This is a genomic window from Vibrio sp. Vb339 (assembly GCF_902751245.1).
Taxonomy (GTDB): Bacteria; Pseudomonadota; Gammaproteobacteria; order Enterobacterales; family Vibrionaceae; genus Vibrio; species Vibrio coralliirubri.
Map to the genome: position 1 here is coordinate 490,662 of NZ_CADDIS010000002.1, position 23,362 is coordinate 514,023.

A 23,362-nucleotide genomic window follows, 5' to 3' on the forward strand; every position below is an offset into this window, starting at 1 on the left:
GTGAAAGCTATCACCTCTATTCGGGACAGTATTGTCTATGACTATTTGATTTACATCAACCACTGTGAAAGCAATCGATTAAATATTGACTCATTTCGAACAAATTCTAATCGATAGTTCCATTCATTTGACCCGAGGGAGAAGCAAATCGGCATTCTCAAACAGTGTAGTCAAGAAAGAACGGTATCTGGTCGGTGGAGTGAGCAATAGGAAAGGAAGAGAAAAGTAAAACCAGCTTATTCAACTGGCTTTATATTTATTTTAATGGTGTCGTGTTTATCTTTGCGCTTTGTTGTAGCAGCGCTCCGGGCGACCTACGGTACCGTAATTTAAGTCCGCAACTAACTCACCAGTGGTAATCAAAAATTCTAAATAGCGTCTGGCGGTGGTTCGGCTAGCACCAATTCGTTCTCCGGCTTCATCGGCGGTAATATTAACGGCACCAGCTTGTTGAAAAATGGCTCTGATCTTATCCAACGTTACGCCATCAATGCCTTTGGGTAAGGTGGATACTTTTCCAGAGTCCGCTTTGGCATTGGCTTGCAGCATCTTATCAACCAAACCTTGATTCAAATCCGACACACTTTCAAACTCTTGCTGTTGAGATTGATACTTTTTCAGCGCCGCTTCCAAACGAGGGAACATTACTGGTTTCAATAGATAATCGACCACTCCACCGCGCATTGCCTGCTGCAGCGTATCCACATCCCGAGCAGCAGTAATCAAGATAACGTCGCAGCCTTGATTGCTCCCTCTTACGTGATTAAGAATATCGAGCCCACATCCGTCCGGCAGATACACATCCAATAACACCAAATCCGGTTTTAAGATGTCCAGTTGCATGAGCGCTTCAGACTGTGTTGTGGCAATGCCGACCACGTCAAAGCCACCCATCTGTTCTAAATAACGATGGTGTAGCTCTGCAATCGCAATATCATCCTCAATGACCATGACTCTCGTGATTGCGTTCATTTATGTTCTTCCTTTAACCATGCTTTTTCCGTCACGATGATCTTCACAAGATCGATTCGTGCTTAATTATTATTGTTCTTCTTTTGGCAGATAAACCGTCATTCGCGTGCCAAAATCGTGGTTGTCGACCATTTCAAGCTGCCCTTGATATCGGTCTGCCAGCTGCTTTATCAGATACAAACCCACACCACGATTTTGCTTCGCTTTGCTCGATACGCCTTTTTCGGTAAGTGCTTTGGTTGCCAACTCTTTCGGCAAACCGCACCCTTTGTCTTCTACTTCTACGATAATTTCATTACCAAAATCACTGATTGAAACTTCAATAACCCGACGCGCTGGTGAAATTTGACCCTCTTGCTTAATCGCCGTCATGGTGGCATCAAAGGCGTTATCAATCAGGTTGCCAAGAATTGTGACAACGTCATCCGCGTTTAACCAGCTAGGCAGCGCTTCAAGCCTTGAGCCTTCTTCCACTTTAAGCTCTAAACCAATTTCTCTCGCGCGCTCCGTTTTCCCAAGGAGCATACCTGCGATGAGCGGGTCTTTAACGGTTTCACGCAAGAACTCGATCAAGCTTTGATAGTGCGCCGTTTCTTGGCCAATCAGTTGCTGTACTGAATCCAACTCGCCCATCTGGATCAAGCCACTAATGGTGTTGAGCTTGTTTTGATGCTCATGGGTTTGTGAACGCAGTAGATCTGCATATTCTTTGGTTTGTGAGAGCTGGTCTGTTAAATCGTTAATTTCATCTCGTAATCGGAAACTCGATACCGCTCCGACCACTTCACCTGCCACTATAATGGGGCTACGGTTGGCAATAATTCGCTTATTGTTTAAATACAACTCAACATCGTGGTCGGTGTCGCCGGTTGATAGCAGTTGTTCTAAATCACTGCCTAGCAATACATCAGAAAGGCGCTGTTGATTGAGTGCTTTATCCCTGTCTATCGATAAAATATCGCAGGCACTTTTATTAATTGAACGTAAAATGCCGTGCTTATCGATGCTCAGAATGCCCTCTTTCACGGTACTCATGGTTACGTCTAACTCAACATACAACCTGCCTATCTCTTCAGGCTCAAAGCCCAAAATAGCACGCTGAAAACGGCGAGATACGTAACTCGAAATCAAAGCGTTGACCGCAACCACCAGCAACGCCATCACAATCAAAAAGGCTAAGTAAGGTTCGATTCGATCTTGCAAAGAATCCAATAAGTAACCAACTGACACCACGCCAATAACGGTACCTTGGGGGTCTTTTACCGCGGATTTACCACGAACTGAGAAACCAAGCGATCCTTTGGCTGTCGACACATAAGACTCGCCCAATACCAATGCTTTTTGGTTATCGCCACCACGCATGGGTTTACCGAGCCTGTCATCATAAGGATGAATCAGGCGGATACCTTTATCATCTCCCACAACGATAAACGCCGCGCCAATTAGCTGAGTAAGGTTACGAAATTTAACTTGGGTTTCTTCAGACAAAACGTAGGGAACGCCATTAGGGTCCAACGTTCCATTATCTTGAATAATGCTGGTGACAAGCGGCGATTCAGATAGAAATTCAGCAACACCTAACGCTTTCAAACCCATCTCTTGTTCTTGAGATTGTTTGATGTAGTAAAAACCAGCCGCTGCAAGAATCAAAAGTTCAACGAGGCCAGTGACCGTCATGATAATCAGTAACCTTTTACGGAAACTGATACTGCTCCATTTCATATTCCACCGTCCCTAGTGTTAGACGATCAATGTTAACACCAAGTTAATCGCATGACCTTTCTATGGACGTGAATTTGTGACTGCTACTCAACTAAATAATTGAGCAGATTGTTAATTGATAATCCTTTACGTTGTTCATCTCGATTAATCGTTCATTTTTAGAACGGATTAGCTTAAAAACCAAAATAAACGAATAAATATTGAGCTAGATCACTAAGCTTTTAGGTGTTTTTTAGGTTGTTTAAAATAAATACAATTATAATGGTTGCATATGAAGAAGTTTATTGTTGCCAAGCTATACGTTGCAATTTTAAGACTGCGCTTTAAACCGGATTTTCGGTTAACAGAAAGGCAACAACTCTTCACTCGCTGGACGTATCGATAAGTAAAAGTTACTCGTTCGCCGTTACGAATGATGGACAAACGGATTAAGTATTCTCCCCTATTCATCCATCGCTATTTCAAACTCGGCTAGCCAGACAACGAAGAGGTGACTGATAAAAGCAGCACCCAATAATAAAGCATTGATGAGCAGGAAGTATCGATCAGTGGCAACGTCCAATAGAAACAGGATAAAAAACATAACGTATAAACATTGTTGAAAAGGAAACAAGGCAATGAAACGCGATAACTTTGGAATTTGTCTTACTAAGACTATGCTGTTCAAACACTTACAATCGACTTTTACTCACGTAAGAGCCTATGAGAAAGATGGCACCTCCCCACTCGATCTCAAGGTATTGTTAGCATTCCCGCAAATGTCAGGTAGAGATTTATTACAAACAATGCAAGGTTCAAGACAATTGGTATGGCGCGCCGATCACCATTGTCCTAGCTTTAAATAAGCCACTTCATTTTGTAAAAACACTTCTATACTGAACTTAAAGAGCACGCTTATGCGTGCTTTTTAAGTTTCATTTATCTTTGATATTCACGTCACTCAATCTTATTTACACTTGATTAACGAGTTATGAGAATTTCTATTCATATGAGACAATCTATTCAAGACAAATGACTATCGCCCTGTTAACATTAGAGTTAATACTCTAATTGGTATTTAATGCAGATGACCAAACCAAAATTCCGATACCTTGCGATCGCCAGTATGCTTCTCGGCACTATGGCTTCGCCAGGCTATGCAGCTCCGCTCACTTTTTCTGAAGCGTGGCAAATATTGCAAGAAAACAACAACTCACTTGCGGCTCAACAAGCCAACGTTGAACGTTATCAACATCTTCAGAATTCAACAAGTAGCCTTAATCTACCTTCTATTACCTTAGGGGCTAACTACACGCACCTTGATAGTGATGTGACGATTAATGGTGAACAGTTTTCAAACAGTTTGAGTGGCGTACCAAATTTGGGGGCTATTGGCGGGATTCTTCAGCCCATATTAGGTGGCGTTACCTCAACGATTACCGAACAAGACATCTTTAGCTCTTCCATTCGTGCTGTGTGGCCTATCTTCACTGGTGGTCGAATAACCGCAGCACAAACAGCAGCTGAAGGTAAAAGCGAAGAAGCACAAAGCCAACTCTTAATGGAGAAGCAAGCTCGCTACGAAGACTTAAGTAAGTATTACTTCTCGGTGATCTTAGCGGAAGACGTCGTGAGAACGCGTCAAGCCGTTGAAGCAGGCTTAACTCAGCATCGTGATTTCGCCATCAAGCTTGAACAGCAAGGACAAATAGCCCGAGTAGAACGCCTGCAAGCCGATGCTTCTTTAGATAAAGCCATTGTTGAACGCGCGAAAGCTCAGAACGATCTTAAAATTGCTCAATTGGCGCTGACTCAGATCCTTGGTCAAAGTGAAAGTGTAGAACCCTCTGAACAACTGTTTATCAATAAGAACCTGCCTCATATGGACGTGTTCATTGACCAAACACTCATGACCTACCCCGGCCTTAAAATTCTTGATGCAAAAGAGAAACAAGCAAGCAGCTTAATTAAAGCCGAGAAAGGTAAATACTACCCAGAGGTATACCTTTATGGTGATTACAGCCTGTATGAAGATGACTCTTTAGCCAGTGAAATGAAACCCGATTGGTTGGTTGGCATTGGTGTGAATGTACCACTGCTTGACACTTCAGGCCGTTCCGACAAAGTCGCCGCCGCTCACAGTGCCGTCTCACAGGTGCAATTCCTTAAATCACAAGCTAAGCAAGACTTAACCGTGTTGGTACAAAAAACTTACCTTGAAGCAAACCAAGCGATTGAAGAGGTTCAAGGCCTAAACTCTAGCTTGTCTTTAGCTCAGGAAAATCTATTGCTTCGTAAAAAAGCCTTCACACAAGGGTTATCTAACTCATTAGAAGTGGTTGATGCAGAGCTCTATCTTGCGAGCATTAAAACCCAGCAATCTGCTGCGCGATTCAAATACCTAATCTCTCTCAACAAGCTGTTAGCGCTAACCAGCGAAATGAATGCTTACTCCAGTTACTTAACCTCTTCTGTTACGTCTGATTTCGACTCAAATACAGACACTGATAGCCAGTCAAAAGGATAATTCATGAAACCTATTAAGCCCCTTCTTCTATCTTTAGTTGGTATCGGCGTTATTGGCTGGGTCGGATACAGTTTCTACCAAGCTTATCAACCTCAGCCGGTTAAGCTTCAAGGTCAAATCGATGCGCAGCAATACAGCATCTCATCGAAAGTACCTGGCAGAATTGATGAAATATTCGTGCGCAAAGGCGATTCGGTTGAAAAAGGCGAATTGATCTACTCTCTACTAAGCCCTGAGATTGATGCGAAGCTAGAGCAAGCAAAAGCTGGTCAGAAAGCCGCTGGTGCATTAGCACAAGAAGCAGAGAATGGCGCGCGTACTCAACAGATCCAAGCCGCTAAAGACCAGTGGTTAAAAGCCAAAGCAGCTGCCGATCTGATGGACAAAACCTACCAACGAGTAAACAACCTTTACAACGATGGTGTGGTTGCCGAACAGAAGCGTGATGAAGCCAAAACACAGTGGCAAGCGGCGAAGTACACCGAAAGCGCTGCGTTCCAAATGTATCAATTGGCGCAAGAAGGTGCTCGTGACGAAACCAAAGTGGCCGCCGCTCAAAAAGCGTTAATGGCAGCGGGTGCGGTAGCGGAAGTTGAAGCTTACGCAAAAGACACACAGATCCACAGTTGGTTTGATGGCGAAGTCTCTCAGGTTCTATTGAGCAGTGGAGAGCTTGCACCACAAGGCTTCCCTGTTGTGACTGTTATCGACACCAAGGATGCTTGGGCTGTGCTCAATGTCCGTGAAGACATGCTTAAGCATTTCGAGAAAGGCAGCCAGTTTGAGGCTTACCTACCGGCTCTGGATAAATCATTAACTTTCCAAGTGACTCACATCGCCGTAATGGGTGATTTCGCAACTTGGCGCTCAACAGACGCAGCACAAGGCTTCGACTTACGTACTTTTGAAGTAGAAGCGCACCCTGTCGATTCGAGCGAAACACTGCGTATGGGCATGAGCCTAGTGGTTGAGCTTTAGGTGACTTATGTCTGCTAACTCTCAATATACTGGATCGCAATCTAGATGCTCGCAATCAACTGAGCATCATAGAGCGAAGAATACCTTGCTTAGGCAGTGGGCGATTGTCCGCAAAGACAAATGGTTGTTGTCTTGCCTAACTTGGATCCCTTTGCTGCTTGCTGCCAGTATCTGGCTGATTTTTTCACAAGGGATCGCTCGTGACTTACCGGTTGCAGTTGTTGACTTGGAACACAGTCAAATCTCGCAACAGTTCACACGCCTTGTTGATGCGTCACCAACGCTGCAAGTCACTCAGAAATACAGCTCTGCGAGTGATGCGGCGAAAGCGATGATCGAACGTGATATCTATGGTTATGTTGTGATACCAAGGCACTTCGACCGAGACCTTCTGCTCGGCTTGAATCCGCAAGTGTCTGTATTCTATAACAGCCAATTTATCTTAATCGGTAAGCTGGTGAACTCTGCGTTGCTGCAGGCTCAAGGGACTTTTAACGCGCAACTTGAAGTCGTGAAACAGCTGTCACACGGTGATACCACGGTGCAATCCGCATTAGGCCAAGCAGTAACAGTGCAAAGCCAAATCACGCCGCTGTTCAACAAGAACACCAGTTATGCTCAGTTCTTGGTGTCTGCAGTTATTCCTGCACTGTGGCAGATCATGATTGTGGTGGGCACGATATTGGTTTTGACGGCGAACGTTAGAGCTCGTGGGCTTCACGCTTGGTTATCCAACGCCCCTATGAAGTCACTCGCATCAACATTAGCGCCCTACCTTGTCTTGTTTTTGATGTTTGGTATCGCGTTTAGCTTTTGGTTCTATGTGCTCTTAGACTGGCCATTTAACGGCAGCTTTGTGGCATTGACCATTGCCCAACTGCTTACCGTGATTAGTTGCATCATCATGGGTTGTTTGTTTTTCTTCTTAACACTTGACCCAGCGAGGGCGATGAGTTTCGCTGGCGCGTTTACGGCACCAAGTTTTGCGTTCATGGGTATTACCTTTCCAGTAACAGACATGAACACAGCTGCTCAAATTTGGAGAAGCTTATTGCCCGTGAGTCATTACATCGAAGTACAAACGGCGCAGTCTAGTTATGGTGTGAGCGCAGCACAGTCGCTGATCAGCCTCTCTTCTATGTTGTGGTACACAGTTCCTGCTTTGGTGGTAATGTTGCTAATTAAGAAACACTTGGCGCAATCAACTCTAACTGCACAAACGGATCTATCTACAAAAGTAGCTATATCTGCAAAAACAACGCCATCAACACAGCCAGAAGCATCAGCACAACAAGGAGTAAAACGATGAGCTTTACTCAACTGCTCAAGCAAGAACTCTTAGCGGTATTGCGCAACCCTGTCGTGCTTCTTACAGTATTTGGTGGTGTGGTCTTCTATTCATTCTTGTATCCATTGCCTTACGCGAACCAAGTTCCTCAACAACTGAAAGCTTCGGTTGTGAACTTGGATAAGAGTCAAAGCAGCTACCAATTAGAGCGAATGGTGGATGCCACCTCTCAAATCGAATTGGTCCGTCGAGACTCCACCATCGCCGATGCAAAACAAGCCGTGCTTAATCAAGAGATTGGCGGGTTCCTTGTCATTCCAGAATACTTCTATAAAGACTTGCTGCTCGGTAAGAGCCCGACACTTTCTTACGCTGGTGATGCTTCTTACTTCTTGGTCTACGGAACGATTGTTGAAGGGCTTGCCAAAGCAGGAGGTACGTTAGCTGCGCAAGTTAAGGTCAGTCATTTGTTAGTCGAAGGTGTGCCTTTAGAATCGGCAGCGAAAGGCTACAGTGCATTCAGCTTGAACCTGAAACCAACGTTTAATAGTCGCATGGGATACATCGATTACGTAGTTCCAGCCGTCTTTGTGTTAATCCTGCAACAAACCTTAGCCATGGCTTCTGGTTTAGTGGGGGCAACCCAAAATGCTCAATCAACGTTTGGCTACTGGAGTAAAACCTCTCCAGCGAAACTGATGCTTGCTCGCTGTTGTACCTTAGTCGGCATTTATTACTTGCTGTCGATGTACTACTTCGGCGCTAGCTTTTCGATGTATGGGATAAACCAGCTCGCCTCAACAACACAGATCTTAACCTTACTTCTGCCCTTCTTACTGGCCAGCTGTTTGATCGGGATTTTTATTGGTGAGTTAGTACCACGAAGAGAGCTAGTCACGGTTGTGGTATTAATCAGTTCAATGCCACTGATCTTCTCGTCTGGGTTTATCTGGCCAGTTGAAATGATGCCAGAATGGTTAGTTCTGTTATCACAGCTGTTCCCAAGCACACCGGCTATCCAAGGTTTCTTAGCACTTAATCAGATGGGCGCATCTTGGCAAGAGGTGGCGTCTCAATGGACATTGCTATGGGGACAGGTTTTGTTGTGGGGTTCGTTATTGGCACTTAAGCTCTACCACAAATCCAGCAAAGGCACGGTTGGCAATAGCAATAGTCATCGAGCCGTTTAGTGTTATGTTCTAGCGCAAAGTATTCATGCTTTCCGCTCATCAAAAAGCTCTGATAAAGAGCTTTTTTAATATCCTCAGACCCGAACACACCTTTAGCCTTCGAGTGTTTAAACACCGCCAAAACATATCGAATACTCGAATTCTCCTACGTTCCCTCTATGTCCCCCCTATGTCCCGACAGCCCATCACTCTGAATTCTCCTTCATTCGCCTCTATAACAGCTACTGCATATGCTTTTCTCAGCAAAAAAAGCATCGACTTATTCCCAAATGATGACAAAACCCGAACAATTGTAAATTTATTGTAAAAATTTCTTTGTTGGTATTATCTTTATGTATAGGATTATCAGTAGGGCTTGGTAACCCGAATACCATAGTCTTATTGGTGCACATACCAAAAGGATATCCATACAAAGCAAGATCAGTACTTATATTTATTTCGTTTTTCGACCTAGCTACAGCCGTTTATGTTGCCGTCGAATGAAGTAGATAAACCACTGAGATATACAAATCAAATAGAAAACAAACACAACAGCAACAAACATAATTTATTAAAAAGACAGGGAAAACCATGAAAAACATACGTGAATTATTTTTTGGGTTTATATTATTGTTTAGTTCCAGTGCATTTGCAGAAGAAGGATCATTTAACCAAGCTATCAGCAACTTAAGTCAAAGTGTTGATGGGTTTTTCAACGAATACACAGGTTGGTTCGTTGGGCTGATATTTAAAAGTGTACCGATTGGTGAAGCTAACTTCCCCGTGATTGTTGGCTGGCTGTTGCTCGCTGCGATCATCTTTACTGTTTATTTTGGCTTTGTTCAATTTAAACGTGTCGGCATGGCGATAGACATTATCAAAGGTAAGTATACCGATCCTAACTCTAAAGAGGACGGCGAGGTTTCTCACTTTCAAGCGTTAACAACGGCGCTTTCTGGTACTGTCGGGCTTGGTAACATTGCCGGTGTGGGTGCTGCACTTGCGATTGGTGGTCCTGGCGCGACATTCTGGATGATCTTGTGTGGCCTTCTGGGTATGGCTTCTAAGTTCTGTGAGTGTACTTTAGGTGTGAAATACCGAACTATCCTACCTTCAGGTGTTGTTTCGGGTGGTCCAATGTACTACCTAAGTCAAGGTCTTGGTGAAAGAGGTTTAGGCGGACTAGGTAAAGTGCTCGCTATTGGTTTCGCATTAATGTGTATTTTAGGCGCATTGGGCGGCGGTAACATGTTCCAAGCTAACCAAGCACACGCCATGTTAACTTACGCATTTGATGTACCAAGCGAATACGGTGTGATCACTGGCCTTGTACTTGCCTCTTTAGTTTTCTCTGTGATTGTTGGTGGTATGCCTTCTATCGCATCGGTAACGGAAAAAGTTGTTCCTTGGATGGCTGCTCTGTATATCGGTATGGCTCTGATTGTTATCGGTTCTAACCTTGATCAAGTTGGCCCTGCGTTCAGCGCAATCTTTACAGGTGCATTTACTGGTGAAGGTGTTGTTGGTGGATTTATTGGTGCGTTAATTCAAGGCTTGAAGCGTGCAACGTTCTCGAACGAAGCAGGTGTAGGTTCAGCAGCTATCGCTCACTCCGCGGTTAAAACAAAAGAACCAATCACCGAAGGTCTAGTATCACTATTAGAACCGTTCGTTGATACGGTAATCATTTGTACAATGACCGCATTGGTTATCACTATCGCTGGTTTAAACGTAGGTCCATTCGATGGTTCTGGTTTAACAGGTGTAACGCTGACTGCTGCATCGTTTACTGAAACGGCAGAAGTATTCAAATACACACTCGCTCTCGCGGTAATCATGTTTGCGTTTTCTACCATGATCTCTTGGTCGTACTACGGTCTTAAAGCTTGGACTTACCTATTTGGTGAAGGCAAAACAACGGAGCTGATTTTCAAAGTGATGTTCTGTGTGTTTGTTGTTATTGGTGCCACGATTCAATTTGGTGCGGTAATCGACTTCTCTGATGCAGCTATCTTTGCGATGTCTATCTTCAACATTCTTGGTCTGTACTTCTTGATGCCAGTTGTGAAGAAAGAACTCCAATCGTTTGTTGCTCGTGTGAAATCAGGCGAAATCAAAACGTATGAGAAATAACGTTTAGTGGAATGAGGTTGCTCTAGTAGCTAACTGGATTTTAAGAAACGATACAGCTCGAATAAACGAAACTGTTCTAAAAATTTTTGTAAGACCCTTTGCTTGAGAAAGCGAGAACAGGACTGCAACTTATCCAAAATCCCTACCAGCTTGGCTTGTGGGGATTTTTTATATCTGAATGATTAGGTTAATTGTTATCTTCAATACCCTGCTCACTCTTTTCGCCCTTTTCACTATCGTGTTCAACATCGACACGACGAACCAACTCTTCTACTTCGATCATCTCTTTTTGCGCTAATGGCGAGCGACAATCATCGAAACAATAAGCTATGGTGCAGTTCTCACAAAGATACTCTGGCATCACTCCATCCCTTGTCGTCAAAGCAGCCAAATGCGAGCGAGCAATCAACTGCGTGTTCATCCTGAACAATACTATTATGCAGCGACTCTGATCTGAAAATATGTATGCAAAGTCATTCAATAGACAACAAGTGACATATCATTATGGTTATACGTAACTATTCACAAATATCTAATTAAATAATGAAAACACGCAAATAGTCAATAATGAGAAAGAACCGGATCTATGCTCCCAAGAAAACGAAAAACGCCCACATCACGTGTGTGATGTGGGCGTTTCAATATTTACTGTAAAACTAACGTTAGGTTGGTAAAGCCTTCGACTTATAGACCCATCTCTTCGGTTAGCGTTTTGATCTGCTTGAGATCCATGGTGTGGACTTCAATCATTTGTCTGATATCACTCAGTCGAGAGTTAGCGTTATCTTGCTTCTCACACGCGTCAGATTTCGCGTCCCATGATGTGCCATCTAAGTAAACATCACACGCTTTCTTAAGAGAGCCAAGGTTCTGCTCGAGTTGATCTCTTTCTTTCTCAAGCTTTTCAAGTTCTTGGGAAATCTGCAGTTCTTTTCGGAAAACTTCACGCGAACGCTCAAACAAAGTCGATTGCATGTCAGCCTGACGATTCAGTTTCTGGTTGTCTTGCTGAGTTTGCTCTAACGTTTGCTTCTGTTCATTTAGCTGTTGCTCTAACGAGTAGTTAGCCTTCTCTAAAACCGAAGACTGTTTTGCTAATTCTTGGAGTTCTTTTTGATGCTCTTCCGTTTGTTTCACTAGAGCGGCTTCTACTTTCGCATCGATTTCGGTATCAACTTTTGCCACTTTAGTTTCAACGGATGTCATCAACTGTGCTCTGCTATCATGCAGTTCTTGATAACGAGTTTCGAGTACCTGATAAGTGGACTCCCACTTTGAAGCCGTAACTGTAGAACCAATTAAGCCACCCAGTGCTAAACCTATAACCGCAGCAATGCCGATATAAAGCTGACTGCGCTTATCGCGTTCTTCAATAACAACCACTTCATCTTGTTCGCTTTGTCCAGATTGCTGGTTCACTAGCGGGTACTCCCAAAAATTTGTTTAACGTTACGCGGTCACTGACACGAATGCCAATACTGATAGTGTAGGCTCAGTTAAACCTATCGCTCAAGCCAGAAGCACTTAAGCACTTAAGCTCTGCTAACACATTCATCCCACCTGTTTACAGGCAGGCTTAACGAGTTAACTCCGAAATCATCAAGCTGGCAGTATACAAAAGGAAGCTGCTAACGATAACTATCACTACCCATTTTTGCAGTTTTTCGTTTGTCCGGTAACGAAATAGTACAAATGCCAAAGCCAATAAAAAAACAATCGCTATTAGTCGAGTCATAACTCCTCCTTGTTTCTCTATTTTATACCATTTAAATAAGCAAGTTACGTCAGAGACTCGTTGTTTGATCATTTAGTTGAACAACATTTGTGCAAACAGATATTTTGTAGCTGACATCACATTTTATATGATCTAGGATACGCCTACAGATTACCTAATTATTTAGGTAATTGTTCCGATGAAGACTGCAGGAGAGTGGTTTTTAACTAAATATTAACATTTAGTTAGATTGACCCGCCGAAGAAGTAAATCTTTCAGGTGCTTTATGCTGGAGAAATCCAGAAAAGTGAGGACTGTCGTTGGAGGAACCTCTGGAGAGAACCGTTAGATCGGTCGCCGAAGGAGCAAGCTTAGTGCCCGTTACTTATCTATAAGTGATTCGCTAAGTGAAACTCTCAGGCAAAAGGACAGAGGAGTGGAAAGCAACAGCCTTAATTAACAAAAGAATTCTATCTAGAAATCCGTATGTATTAAGTAGTGCTCTTGATCCCTGTGATCTGCACTGCCTTCCCTCTTCTCCTTAAATTTTTAATTTATTAAGGGGAATCTATGAACCACCTACAAGCTACACTACAAACCATCAACCAATTCGTTTGGGGACCACCACTGCTTATTCTGCTAGTGGGTACAGGTATCTACTTTACTTTTCGCTTAGGCTTACTCCAGTTTAGACACCTCCCAACTGCACTGAAAATGGTATTCAGCAAAGACAAATCTGGTACGGGTGACGTATCGAGTTTCGCGGCTTTGTGTACTGCACTTTCAGCAACCATTGGTACAGGTAACATCGTTGGTGTAGCGACCGCAATCAAGATTGGTGGCCCTGGTGCCCTATTCTGGATGTGGCTTGCCGCTGTATTTGGTATGGCGACCAAATACGCAGAATGTCTACTCGCCGTTAAATACCGCAGAACCGATAGTAATGGCGAAATGGTTGGCGGCCCAATGTACTACCTGCAATACGGTGTCGGCTCACGAATCTTAGCGGTAATGTTCGCTGTCTTCGCGCTCGGCGTTGCTTGCTTCGGTATCGGTACCTTCTCACAAGTCAACGCTATCTTAGACGCAACTCAAATCTCATTTGGCGCTTCTCGTGAGATGTCTGCTGTCGTTCTTACGATATTGGTGGCAGTTGTAACCCTTGGTGGTATCCAATCTATCGCTAAAGTGGCAGGGAAAGTTGTTCCTACTATGGCGGTTATGTACGTCGTCGCGTGTTTAAGCGTTCTGATTTCAAATGCCGACCAACTACTGAATGCCATTACTCTTGTTGTTACTTCTGCGTTTACCAACACAGCAGCAACCGGTGGTTTCTTTGGCGCGAGCATCATGCTTGCTATCCAATCAGGTATCGCTCGTGGTGTGTTCTCGAACGAATCTGGCCTAGGTAGCGCACCAATGGCTGCAGCAGCGGCTAAAACAGACTCATGTGTGAAACAAGGACTTGTCTCTATGACAGGTACCTTCTTCGACACCATCATCATCTGTACGATGACAGGTTTGGCGCTTATCTTAACGGGTGCTTGGCAGACTGATCTTTCAGGCGCTGCGATGACCACTCACGCATTCGCTGTTGGTTTGAATGCAGACACCCTTGGCCCTATGTTGGTTTCTGTTGGTTTAATCTTCTTTGCGTTTACAACAATTTTAGGTTGGAACTACTACGGTGAGCGCTGTGTTGTGTTCTTGCTAGGCACCAAAGCAGTCTTGCCTTACAAGATTATCTTCATCGCCTTGGTGGCTTCTGGTGCATTCTTGAAGCTCGACATGATCTGGATAATAGCTGATATCGTGAACGGCCTAATGGCAATTCCGAACTTAATCGGGCTTATCTTGCTGCGCCACGTTGTTATCGAAGAAACCAAGCTATTCTTCAAACCGTTAACTTCTTCAAAAGATTGTGAAGCAGTTAAAGCGTAACCTGAATTGATTGAATACCAAGCCCGCACTCAACTGCGGGCTTTTTTATTTTCATCACATAGCGAAACGTCTTAAATTATTATGCAGCACATATGCCCTTATAAATAACAAGAATATTAAATCGACTACTATGCGATTTAACAAAGCCAATAGAAGACTAATAAAAAGGACACTAATAAAACCAACACTTAATTAGATATTACTTATATTTAACAGATTGTGCGTTGGTGTCGGGCGTTTTGTCACAAATAGATTAAATTTCTTTTTGTTTCAACAACACAAAAACCAGAAGAATAAAACATGTGACTTTAATTCATATATTAGTCAGTTTATAGTCATCTACATTGTAGAGAGAATTATAATAAAAATAAAACGTTGGCTATATGATCAGATTCGACCCGATTAAAAACCGTATTTATAACGATGAACGTTCTATTAAAGTAGGATACCGTGAAACTCGAGTTCTGGAGTTATTACATAAAAACTCCCCCGATATTGTTAACAAACAAGATATTATTAGCTTCGCTTGGGGAAACGAGTTCATAGGGGATACGTCACTAGCGAAAAGTATAAGTTTACTGCGCCAAGGGTTCGTTAGATTAGGCATCAAAGAAACCCCAATCGTCACCGTTCCTAAGGTGGGCTATCGCCTTATCGATGAGTGCGTGGTAATCGACTCCCCCATCAATAATGCAGCCACAACTCCCCTTACTGATGCGAGCAACCTAATACCCGTCGGCAATAACGGTATTGCTATCGGTGCAGCCGTTGCAGTCGAACCTCAGCCTTACCCTAAACAAAGTTCGTCGGCTTACTTTCCTACTGCTGAAAACCGAAACAAGTTGTGCTACTTCGCCACTGGTTGCTTACTGTTGGCATCAGCGTTATTGGCTTTTGCTAAGGTTAATGAGAGAAACCTCAGCGATATCAATCCCGTTAACCGGCTCAGTGAGCAATGGATAGGTCAAATACAAGTTTTCCAAGCCCCTGAAATGGCGATGACGCCAGATCTAGAAAGCATTCTCTATCAATATCAATGTGATTGTGTGGCGTACATTAGCGAAGAAGCTGAATATTCAGAGCTCTCTATTCTCAACAAAGCCACACGCCAGTCCGTCAACATCTTTTACACGCCAACCCAACTAGATCAAGCCAGTACCGAACTGGCGTTATTCCTAGAAAGAGGTCAATTATGATGCCAATCGTTGCGCTCATTTCTGCATTCGTTTTATTGGTTGGCATATGGAGTATCCCTTCGCCCCAACCAAAAGAAGAGCATCGCTACCAACATAGCGTGGTGGACCTAATAGTGAATGACAATGTATTACGTACCGACGGATTAACGAAAATAAGTAACAACAAGGTGCTGCACCTGATGTCCGTTCAAGATGACAACATGCCCGACCCACTTGTTCTGCGATTCAGGGGAACAGCCCGCCCTTCTCAATCACTTTTCTTTTCTATTTCTGGCACCATCGACTTAGTCTCTGTGCAAAAAATAAATAAAACAATGAATGACAGCCGATTGTCGCCTTACCTGTTAATCAACAATGACCCATTAACGGTAAAGATTGATATCTTAAGTTCGAGTGATTTATTTGCCATCATTAAAACGTGTAATACAGGCCGAACGCAACTTCTGGCCAAACGATAATTAGAGATAGTTTAACCACTAGCAACAAGTGCCCTATTATCAAGTAGCAAGCTTTTCCGATATTACACATAAAAAACGGATGGTTATTTTCATTATTTTATCAGTAATACAATTATTACCGTTTTCCTTACTTTAAGTGTTTGCATTTTAAAACCGATAGCAAATCAAAATATTCAAGTTAGATTTTTACTCCTTATCACTCACTACTTGCCCACCTTAAAACTACGAGCATTGTGAATGGTTATATCTGTTCTTCTAATTAACCATTCATACAAGCGCCAAAAATAACGTCAAATAATTTTGACGTCTAAGCCCGAATAATGGGCCTTCATTTTTCTAAAAACGGTTTGAGCCCCATCAAACAATTTACGTTCAGTTGCATACTCTTTCACCGTAAAAACACTAATGACAATACAAGCCATTGAATTAGCTGGGTAATTTAATTCAACCCTTTTCAGTATCTATCTATTTATCAACATGAAAAAGTGAACTTGTCTTGTTAACTGCACGGCACACAAAACATTATCAAAATAGAAAAATTACAAATGAGGGAATTGTTAATGATCACAGTAAACAGAAGTCTCTTAGCAACCGCAGTGTTGTCTGTTCTATCAACCGGTGTAAATGCGAAGATTTACCCAGACCAAATAGTGTTTGACCAACTTGGTGAAGATGTATGTCGCTCTGGTTATCGCCCTATAGACCGTTATGAAGCCGAAGAGCAGAAGAGTGCTTTGGTCGCTCGTATGGGCACTTGGCAGATCACCGGGTTAAAAGGAAACTGGGTAATCATGGGGCCGGGTTATCATGGCGAAATTAAACAATCAAGCAGTGGGTCAACGTTCTGTTACCCAAACAACGACCAATCTGAAATCCCTAACTATTCCGCCAAATCGGTTCAGGAAGGTAGCGAAATCGATGTTCAGTATGAATTAGTGAACAACCGAAACGACTTTGTTCGCCCATTAAGCTATTTAGCCCACAACCTAGGTTACGCATGGGTTGGCGGTAATAACAGTCAGTACGTTGGCGAAGACATGACGATAAAGCGCTCTGGCAACAGCTGGGTGATACAGGGAAATAACAATGGCTCTTGTAGTGGCTATCGCTGTGATGAAAAAACCAAAATCACCGTCGACAATTTTGCCTACACCGTTAACGATGACAACTTTTGGCATGGTGACGTTGTCGAGTCGGATCGTGAACTAGTGAAGACGGTTTACGCGACGGCAAGAAACAACAGCAACATCGCACAACAAGTGGTGGTCGACCTAAAAGTAGACGAATCAACAAACTGGTCGAAAACGAACAGCTATGGATTCTCACAGAGCGTTCAAACAGAAAATACCTTCAAGTGGCCTTTGGTTGGCGAAACTAAGCTCACCGTTAAGTTCGAGGCTAACCAAAGCTTCGCTGAAACAAATGGTAACTCCACTAGCGAACAAGTAACACTTCAAGCGCGACCTATGGTTCCAGCAAACTCAGAGCTACCGATTCGAGTTGAGCTGTATCGTTCAAGCATTTCTTACCCGTACCGATTCAACGCCGATATTAGCTACGATGTTGAATTCAACGGCTTCCTTCGTTGGGGTGGCAACGCGTGGCACTCTCATCCAGATAACCGCTCATACAAGGCTCATACCTTCACCATGGGTCGTGGCAGCAGTGAATCTGCCGACATTCGCTACCAATGGGATCACCGTTACATCCCAGGTGAAACAAAATGGTGGGATTGGGGCTGGGCGATTAAAGAAGCTGGCTTATCAAGCATGCAATACGCGACTGGCGGAAGCTTGCGCCCATTCCACTCTTACGTGTCTGGTGATTTCTACGCTGAATCTCAATTTGCAGGTACTATTGAAATTGGACAAGCAACACCAATTACTAACAATCTACGCAGCAAAAGAAGTACTGATTCCGTCAACGAATCTACTGAGCGCATTGGCGATATCGAAGTTACCACCAACTTCAATGCTGATGAGTTGAGTGACTTAGGTTTCGAAGGTGCTGAGATGAACATTAGCGTCGTTGAATAACTGCGCTGTTGAATAAGATCGGTACAAAGATCTACCAGTAATAAAGCACAAAGCCCACGACACATCGTGGGCTTTCATATATTCATGTTCAACTGGAAACGGTGAACTACACAGGCTCTTCCATCAGAAGCTTAACACCCAGCCCAACCAGCACCATGCCCGTCACGCCTTCCATCCACTTCATAAAACTCGCGTTTTTGAGCAAGTTTTTAGCCGAGTTAAGAGCGCCAGCCAAACCACATTGCCATACCATCGCAATCATAAAGTGTACCGAAGCCATCAACATAGATTGCAATAAAGGCGAGCCTTCAGGGTTTACAAATTGGGGTAGAAACGCCAGATAGAAAACTGCCGTTTTTGGGTTAAGAACGTTAGACAGAAAGCCTTCACGCAAAGAACGCTTGGCGCTGTATGCTTGCTGAGCTTGTTCACCTACCTTCAAACCGCCACCGTTTTTCATCAAAGCTCGTAAACTGCTTAAGCCAAGCCAGATGAGGTAAACCGCACCTACCATCTTAACGGCTTGAAAGAGCTCAGCGGATTGGGCGAGGATTGCAGAAATACCCACAGCAGAGAAAAACGCGTGTACATACAAGCCGCTACAAATACCAAAGCTCGTCATACAACCGTCAGCTAAGCCAGAGCGGCTGGTATTACGAATCACCAAAGCCGTATCTAAGCCCGGCGTTAGCGTTAAAATAGTGATGGCAATTAGAAATGCCTCAAAGTTCAAAATATCCATATCATTGTCATTCTTGTTCAGCGATCTATCATCAATACCGTGTATCTGAACAATTCGCAAGCAACAATTGCTACCAGCTATACAACTCACTGATTTTGTGCACAATAGAACAGTTTAATTTGTTAAGAAATAGTAAATTCAAGGCATCGTACCGCCTCATGCTTTTCTCGTTATACCTTCAACTACGAAGGTCAGCGTCTTTAAAAAGCAGAGCCATAATCAAAGTACACGAGAGATGAACCTTAACGCTGACGCAGCGCTAAGGATCATTTAAAGAAACCAAATTAAGAGTAGTCAAATGAGCGCATTCAAAAAACTAGTCGAACACTCTCAAAAATGTTCACGCTTTCAACACCTAGCCTCTATTTGTGGTTGGGACCAAGCTTCAATGATGCCTGCCGGTGGTAACCAAGCGCGTAGTGAAGCGATGGCCGAGCTTTCGGTTCATATTCACGGGTTGATGACGCAACCACAGCTTGGTGACTGGATTGCAGACGCCGAAAACGAAGCACTGAGCAACGATCAACAATCGTCTCTACGTGAAATTAAACGCCAATGGCAACAAGCTAACCTACTTCCAGAAAAACTGGTGGAAGCGAAATCTCTAGCGGGTTCAAAATGTGAACATGCGTGGCGTAGCCAGCGTGGAGAAAACGACTGGGTTGGATTCGAAAAGAACTGGCGTGAAGTGGTTGAGCTATCTCTTGAAGAAGCACAGATCCGCGCCGACGCAGCTAATTTAACGCCTTATGATGCGATGCTGGATATCTATGAACCGGGCACCAGCTCTGCTTCACTTGATACCCTATTTGCAGATGTTAAAACTTGGCTTCCAGGTTTAATTGATGAAGTGATCGAAAAACAATCGAGCGAGCAATTTAACGCACCATCAGGTGTCTATTCGACCGGGAAACAGAAAGCACTGGGTTTAGAAGTCATGAAGCTGCTTCAGTTCGATTTCGAACACGGCCGATTGGATGAAAGTGTCCACCCATTCTGTGGCGGCGTACCTTCAGACGTACGTATCACAACGCGCTATGACGAAGCAGAATTCGTTCAAAGCTTAATGGGAATTGTGCATGAAACAGGCCACGCACGTTACGAACAAGGCTTACCAAAACACCTAGCAGGACAACCAGCGGGCGAAGCGCGTTCTATGGGCATTCATGAATCTCAATCTTTATTCTTCGAGATGCAAGTCGGCCGCAGCGACCCGTTCATTGGACACTTAGCGAACTTGGCTGGTCAGCAATTCTCAGGCTCAGAATTTGAGAAAGAGAACTTCCAGAAGATCTACACGCGCGTGAAGAAAGACTTCATCCGTGTCGATGCTGATGAACTCACCTACCCTGCACACGTTATCCTGCGCTATGAGATTGAGCGTGACTTGATCAACGGCAAGATTAAACACACCGACGTTCCAGAGTTATGGAATACCAAGATGCAGTCATACCTTGGCTTAAGCACTCAAGGCAATTTCACTGACGGTTGTATGCAGGATATTCACTGGACAGACGGCGCATTCGGTTACTTCCCATCTTACACACTAGGCGCGATGTACGCGGCTCAGTTCATGGCTTCAATGAAGAAAACGGTCGATGTGAACTCTGTGATTGAAAGCGGTGACCTATCGCCAATCTTCACTTGGTTAGAATCAAACATTTGGAGCAAAGGCAGCCTGCTGACCACTGATGACTTGGTGAAAGGCGCAACCGGTGAAACCTTGAATGCGCAATACTTCAAAGATCATTTAAGAAGCCGCTACCTTTAATGGAATAAATCGATAGAGGCTGATCAGTTGATTGATTCAGCCTTTTTAATCACATTTCAAAACATACTTAGGTTGATTTGAAGGCTTTATCTCTTCATCGAACTTAACAATCACGGAATATCCTGGTACCTGCTAGCACGGAGTTGGACAAAAGTTTGTCAGTGATTTTACTAAATTAGCTTTTCACGGATTACCTGGGTTATTGCAAAATCTCTAACCTTTGGGCCAAATTCATTTATCCACTACAGTTATATTTGTGACTCCATTTACTATAGCTATTTTGTCAATAGAAAATCCCCGTTACTGTACTGTTCGAACGTCTTGCGTTTTGCTAAGCATTACTTTTTGTATATCAAAACTAGCTGACCACCTCTAACTTATTTAGAAACGTAACAAACACTAGGAACAGTACTTAGGTAGATAATCAGTCTGTAACTGTTCTATGGTAAGTCGAAGTAATCTGCCAAGGAAAAGTACATCATTTATTATCTTTTGACAGACTTGAACTTATTGGTGAAAGCCTTTAGTAACTATCAACGTCCACTTAGGTACTAAATTCAAAGCTTAGGTGCTGGTGTAAGCCTCTAGCTTAATATCTATTTTAATCTGATATCTAAAACGCGACACGAGCTCTTATACCAAAGATCAAATCGGTGTTTTCAGAGGGGACGGAGAGTAATGGGTTATCGATAAATTGCAGACTCGGTGTAATAGCTAAGTTTTGAGAAAGTTGATAACGATAAAATACCTCTGAGGTAAATTGGGATTCTCCACCTAAACCATTAGAGTGATTATTAGAGAATCGGCCCCAATGACCTGCAATACCAAGCAGATCTGAGTTTGGTGTTGACTGGTATAACATACCTACAGCAACAGTATTATTAAAGAAGTCATGATCACCTTCCGAAAATCCTGCTTTAACAAAAGGCATAAACACTTGATTAAAAGTCCAATTTAATCCAGCTGAAGCTCCCCATACGGCTTCTTGGCCGTTTGGACCATAGCTTGTTCTTTCATCAGTATGCCAAGCCGCAATATGAACGTTCTTGAAATAACGTTCACCCTTTGAAGGGCTCCAACCAAGGTGAGCCCACTTGAAAAACTCAGAGCCATCGACAAACCATTCATTACCGTCGCCACCATAGCCATTGGCATCATTGATTCCTCCTTGGACATACCAAGAATCATTGAACCAATGCCCACCTGCAACGCCCCAAGACGTATCGGACAATGCCTGTGAGGTTTCTAAAAGAATATTGATGTTGGAAAAAGTGGTCTGCGGATTAACATAACCTTGAACATTGATGTAATCATTTGGATCATATGAGCCGATAATATACCCAGTACTGTCTGTGAGTTTTTGGTTCCATGCCATTGTCAGTATTTTGAAGTTGCCATCAAAATCACCGTAATGAACCGCTGATATACCATACTGGCCAAATTTACCGAAGGTTCCTGGCGCTCCATCGTTTCCAATGCTATGGCGATTGTCTGCGAGAAATGAAATATAACCTGGGGTGTCAGTTCCTCGTCCAACAAGTGTCCATTGAGCATTTAACCTTAAGTTTCCTGCCAACCCCGAATCGTCACCATTATTTTGATACATCATGGAGTAGTGACCACCAAATCTTAGTCCAATCCTCTGATCTAACTCTTTTTTGTATTGGTTCCAACCAGCGAACATCTCATCAAATACGGGGAAACGAAATGCTGAGGATTTGATACGGTCATCTTCTTCTAACTGCCCTTGTGGACTATCTGGACCGCCAAAGTCGGGCTTTTTGTCATAGCCAGCCTTATGCTCGTTAGTCTCTTCCGTTTTCTCTGCATGCACATTGAACGGCGACATCAATAAAGCGAGAACAGAGAGGGCTATGTATTTACGGTTCATATTAGGACTTCCACTTGAAGTTAGTTTATTTAACCAGCTTAGTTCGGGGGAACTTAGTTCATTGTTGGCACTATGCTTGTTCTTTAAAAACATAAGGTTGAAAAAGTAAGCCTTATGTAGTTTAAGATTCATTGTTCGTAGGCAAGAGTAGTTAAAAATATTTCAATATCAATACTATGGCTTAAAAAACTATCTCTAGGATAGGTGGTTTTATTATTTTTTGTTCTGATGATAATTTTCACGAAAATTCAATTTATATGTGTCATTAAATCGGCTTTACTGTGTTCAGTTGAAACGAAGTGAGCACTTCATTTCATGAGTTGATGTCTACACAGGATTAGTTGGCAGCGTAATCTTTATAGTTTTTATTTCTCTAACAATAGAGAGAAAGCTTAATCGGAGTACATATATGAATGTTGTTACAAAAGTAATATCTACACTGGGTCTAGCCGTTTCTATGGTTTTTGTTGCACCTGTGTCGGCGAAGAGCGACGAAGGAAAAAACAGTTTCATTTTTGAAGCGGTGACTACACCAGCTGTATTTAATGGCTTAGTAAAGAACCCACAAGACCGAGGCCCAGCCGCAAAAACACTACTTAAAGGCGCTGGCTGTGACGTGACAGGGTACTACCAAGGTGTCCACAACTTGAAAACCTACATCATAGCCGATTGTGATAAAGACACGGATATTGCTGCTATCATGTTTGCATTATATGGCTCAAACGCTCAAAGTGCGGGTAACTCAACGGCGACTCAAGTTATTTCAACATTAGAAATGAAAGAGTCAGCACAAAACGCGCAAGATATTCTGTCTAACTATAATCCACCAAAATAGAGTGATTTAG

Annotated in this window: 18 protein-coding genes and 1 riboswitch; of the genes, 12 read left to right on the forward strand and 6 right to left on the reverse strand. The window is 43.2% G+C overall.

Annotated features, from left to right (window positions below; all coding sequences use genetic code 11):
- Positions 1-276: 276 nt before the first annotated feature.
- Entirely contained in the window at positions 277-972 is a 696-nt protein-coding gene (locus tag HRQ85_RS10990) for a response regulator (RefSeq protein WP_081229642.1), read from the reverse strand.
- Between the two features lie 69 nt (positions 973-1,041).
- On the reverse strand, positions 1,042-2,694 hold the full coding sequence (locus HRQ85_RS10995) for an ATP-binding protein (protein ID WP_444823270.1): 1,653 nt from the start codon (positions 2,692-2,694) through the stop codon (positions 1,042-1,044).
- 617 nt (positions 2,695-3,311) lie between these two features.
- Here HRQ85_RS10995 and HRQ85_RS11000 point away from each other — a divergent pair.
- The 6 genes from HRQ85_RS11000 to HRQ85_RS11025 all read left to right on the forward strand — a co-directional run bounded on the left by HRQ85_RS11000 (position 3,312) and on the right by HRQ85_RS11025 (position 10,768).
- Positions 3,312-3,539, forward strand: a complete 228-nt coding sequence (locus tag HRQ85_RS11000) for a hypothetical protein (protein ID WP_009846577.1) — start codon at positions 3,312-3,314, stop codon at positions 3,537-3,539.
- 215 nt (positions 3,540-3,754) lie between these two features.
- Positions 3,755-5,200: a TolC family protein gene (locus HRQ85_RS11005; protein WP_172379607.1), complete on the forward strand. Its 1,446-nt coding sequence runs from the start codon at positions 3,755-3,757 to the stop codon at positions 5,198-5,200.
- Between the two features lie 3 nt (positions 5,201-5,203).
- On the forward strand, positions 5,204-6,178 hold the full coding sequence (locus tag HRQ85_RS11010) for an HlyD family secretion protein (protein WP_172379608.1): 975 nt from the start codon (positions 5,204-5,206) through the stop codon (positions 6,176-6,178).
- A 7-nt stretch (positions 6,179-6,185) separates the two neighbouring features.
- Positions 6,186-7,487, forward strand: a complete 1,302-nt coding sequence (locus tag HRQ85_RS11015) for an ABC transporter permease (protein ID WP_172379609.1) — start codon at positions 6,186-6,188, stop codon at positions 7,485-7,487.
- Complete coding sequence (locus HRQ85_RS11020; protein ID WP_172379610.1) at positions 7,484-8,656, forward strand: ABC transporter permease; 1,173 nt, start codon at positions 7,484-7,486, stop codon at positions 8,654-8,656. Before HRQ85_RS11015 ends, HRQ85_RS11020 begins: the two co-directional genes overlap by 4 nt.
- Before the next feature lie 570 nt (positions 8,657-9,226).
- Positions 9,227-10,768 carry an alanine/glycine:cation symporter family protein gene (locus HRQ85_RS11025; RefSeq protein WP_017059723.1) on the forward strand — a complete coding sequence of 514 codons (1,542 nt, stop codon included), beginning with the start codon at positions 9,227-9,229 and terminating at the stop codon, positions 10,766-10,768.
- Between the two features lie 187 nt (positions 10,769-10,955).
- On the opposite strand, the gene HRQ85_RS11030 is transcribed toward HRQ85_RS11025, so the two are convergent.
- Together HRQ85_RS11030 and HRQ85_RS11035 are read right to left on the reverse strand one after the other, a co-directional pair.
- Complete coding sequence (locus HRQ85_RS11030; RefSeq protein ID WP_164091120.1) at positions 10,956-11,129, reverse strand: hypothetical protein; 174 nt, start codon at positions 11,127-11,129, stop codon at positions 10,956-10,958.
- 323 nt (positions 11,130-11,452) lie between these two features.
- Positions 11,453-12,187: a chromosome partitioning protein ParA gene (locus HRQ85_RS11035; RefSeq protein ID WP_048606944.1), complete on the reverse strand. Its 735-nt coding sequence runs from the start codon at positions 12,185-12,187 to the stop codon at positions 11,453-11,455.
- Between the two features lie 617 nt (positions 12,188-12,804).
- Positions 12,805-12,924, forward strand: a riboswitch (glycine riboswitch).
- Between the two features lie 128 nt (positions 12,925-13,052).
- Between HRQ85_RS11035 and HRQ85_RS11040 the strand changes: the two genes are divergently transcribed.
- From HRQ85_RS11040 to HRQ85_RS11055, 4 genes are all read left to right on the forward strand, one after another.
- The gene (locus tag HRQ85_RS11040) at positions 13,053-14,423 is read left to right on the forward strand and encodes an alanine/glycine:cation symporter family protein (RefSeq protein ID WP_172379611.1); all 1,371 of its coding nucleotides are present in this window, start codon (positions 13,053-13,055) and stop codon (positions 14,421-14,423) included.
- Positions 14,424-14,806: 383 nt separating this feature from the next.
- Positions 14,807-15,619: a winged helix-turn-helix domain-containing protein gene (locus HRQ85_RS11045; protein WP_172379612.1), complete on the forward strand. Its 813-nt coding sequence runs from the start codon at positions 14,807-14,809 to the stop codon at positions 15,617-15,619.
- Positions 15,616-16,077 carry a hypothetical protein gene (locus HRQ85_RS11050; RefSeq protein ID WP_172379613.1) on the forward strand — a complete coding sequence of 154 codons (462 nt, stop codon included), beginning with the start codon at positions 15,616-15,618 and terminating at the stop codon, positions 16,075-16,077. Before HRQ85_RS11045 ends, HRQ85_RS11050 begins: the two co-directional genes overlap by 4 nt.
- A 560-nt stretch (positions 16,078-16,637) precedes the next feature.
- A complete protein-coding gene (locus tag HRQ85_RS11055; protein ID WP_172379614.1) occupies positions 16,638-18,113 on the forward strand; it encodes an aerolysin family beta-barrel pore-forming toxin in 1,476 nt (491 codons plus the stop codon).
- Positions 18,114-18,219: 106 nt separating this feature from the next.
- Here the strand turns inward: HRQ85_RS11055 and HRQ85_RS11060 are convergent, their stop codons facing one another.
- Positions 18,220-18,855: a LysE family translocator gene (locus tag HRQ85_RS11060; RefSeq protein ID WP_017058961.1), complete on the reverse strand. Its 636-nt coding sequence runs from the start codon at positions 18,853-18,855 to the stop codon at positions 18,220-18,222.
- A gap of 298 nt (positions 18,856-19,153) precedes the next feature.
- On the opposite strand from HRQ85_RS11060, the gene HRQ85_RS11065 reads away from it, so the two are divergent.
- On the forward strand, positions 19,154-20,626 hold the full coding sequence (locus tag HRQ85_RS11065) for a carboxypeptidase M32 (RefSeq protein ID WP_172379615.1): 1,473 nt from the start codon (positions 19,154-19,156) through the stop codon (positions 20,624-20,626).
- 613 nt (positions 20,627-21,239) lie between these two features.
- Here HRQ85_RS11065 and HRQ85_RS11070 read toward each other — a convergent pair.
- Complete coding sequence (locus HRQ85_RS11070) at positions 21,240-22,517, reverse strand: carbohydrate porin (RefSeq protein ID WP_172379616.1); 1,278 nt, start codon at positions 22,515-22,517, stop codon at positions 21,240-21,242.
- Between the two features lie 409 nt (positions 22,518-22,926).
- Here HRQ85_RS11070 and HRQ85_RS11075 point away from each other — a divergent pair, with 409 nt between their 5' ends.
- Positions 22,927-23,352: a hypothetical protein gene (locus HRQ85_RS11075; RefSeq protein WP_048613658.1), complete on the forward strand. Its 426-nt coding sequence runs from the start codon at positions 22,927-22,929 to the stop codon at positions 23,350-23,352.
- Positions 23,353-23,362 lie beyond the last annotated feature (10 nt).

What these genes read in the sequence shown, in the direction of transcription:
- HRQ85_RS11025 (WP_017059723.1), top strand. Translation starts at nt 9,227, where the DNA reads ATGAAAAACATACGTGAATTATTTTTTGGGTTTATATTATTGTTTAGT.
- HRQ85_RS10995 (WP_444823270.1), bottom strand. Translation starts at nt 2,694, where the DNA reads ATGAAATGGAGCAGTATCAGTTTCCGTAAAAGGTTACTGATTATCATG.
- HRQ85_RS11030 (WP_164091120.1), bottom strand. Translation starts at nt 11,129, where the DNA reads ATGCCAGAGTATCTTTGTGAGAACTGCACCATAGCTTATTGTTTCGAT.
- HRQ85_RS11005 (WP_172379607.1), top strand. Translation starts at nt 3,755, where the DNA reads ATGCAGATGACCAAACCAAAATTCCGATACCTTGCGATCGCCAGTATG.
- HRQ85_RS11040 (WP_172379611.1), top strand. Translation starts at nt 13,053, where the DNA reads ATGAACCACCTACAAGCTACACTACAAACCATCAACCAATTCGTTTGG.
- HRQ85_RS11000 (WP_009846577.1), top strand. Translation starts at nt 3,312, where the DNA reads ATGAAACGCGATAACTTTGGAATTTGTCTTACTAAGACTATGCTGTTC.
- HRQ85_RS11055 (WP_172379614.1), top strand. Translation starts at nt 16,638, where the DNA reads ATGATCACAGTAAACAGAAGTCTCTTAGCAACCGCAGTGTTGTCTGTT.
- HRQ85_RS11070 (WP_172379616.1), bottom strand. Translation starts at nt 22,517, where the DNA reads ATGAACCGTAAATACATAGCCCTCTCTGTTCTCGCTTTATTGATGTCG.
- HRQ85_RS11020 (WP_172379610.1), top strand. Translation starts at nt 7,484, where the DNA reads ATGAGCTTTACTCAACTGCTCAAGCAAGAACTCTTAGCGGTATTGCGC.
- HRQ85_RS11075 (WP_048613658.1), top strand. Translation starts at nt 22,927, where the DNA reads ATGAATGTTGTTACAAAAGTAATATCTACACTGGGTCTAGCCGTTTCT.
- HRQ85_RS11045 (WP_172379612.1), top strand. Translation starts at nt 14,807, where the DNA reads ATGATCAGATTCGACCCGATTAAAAACCGTATTTATAACGATGAACGT.
- HRQ85_RS11065 (WP_172379615.1), top strand. Translation starts at nt 19,154, where the DNA reads ATGAGCGCATTCAAAAAACTAGTCGAACACTCTCAAAAATGTTCACGC.
- HRQ85_RS11060 (WP_017058961.1), bottom strand. Translation starts at nt 18,855, where the DNA reads ATGGATATTTTGAACTTTGAGGCATTTCTAATTGCCATCACTATTTTA.
- HRQ85_RS11010 (WP_172379608.1), top strand. Translation starts at nt 5,204, where the DNA reads ATGAAACCTATTAAGCCCCTTCTTCTATCTTTAGTTGGTATCGGCGTT.
- HRQ85_RS10990 (WP_081229642.1), bottom strand. Translation starts at nt 972, where the DNA reads ATGAACGCAATCACGAGAGTCATGGTCATTGAGGATGATATTGCGATT.
- HRQ85_RS11050 (WP_172379613.1), top strand. Translation starts at nt 15,616, where the DNA reads ATGATGCCAATCGTTGCGCTCATTTCTGCATTCGTTTTATTGGTTGGC.
- HRQ85_RS11015 (WP_172379609.1), top strand. Translation starts at nt 6,186, where the DNA reads ATGTCTGCTAACTCTCAATATACTGGATCGCAATCTAGATGCTCGCAA.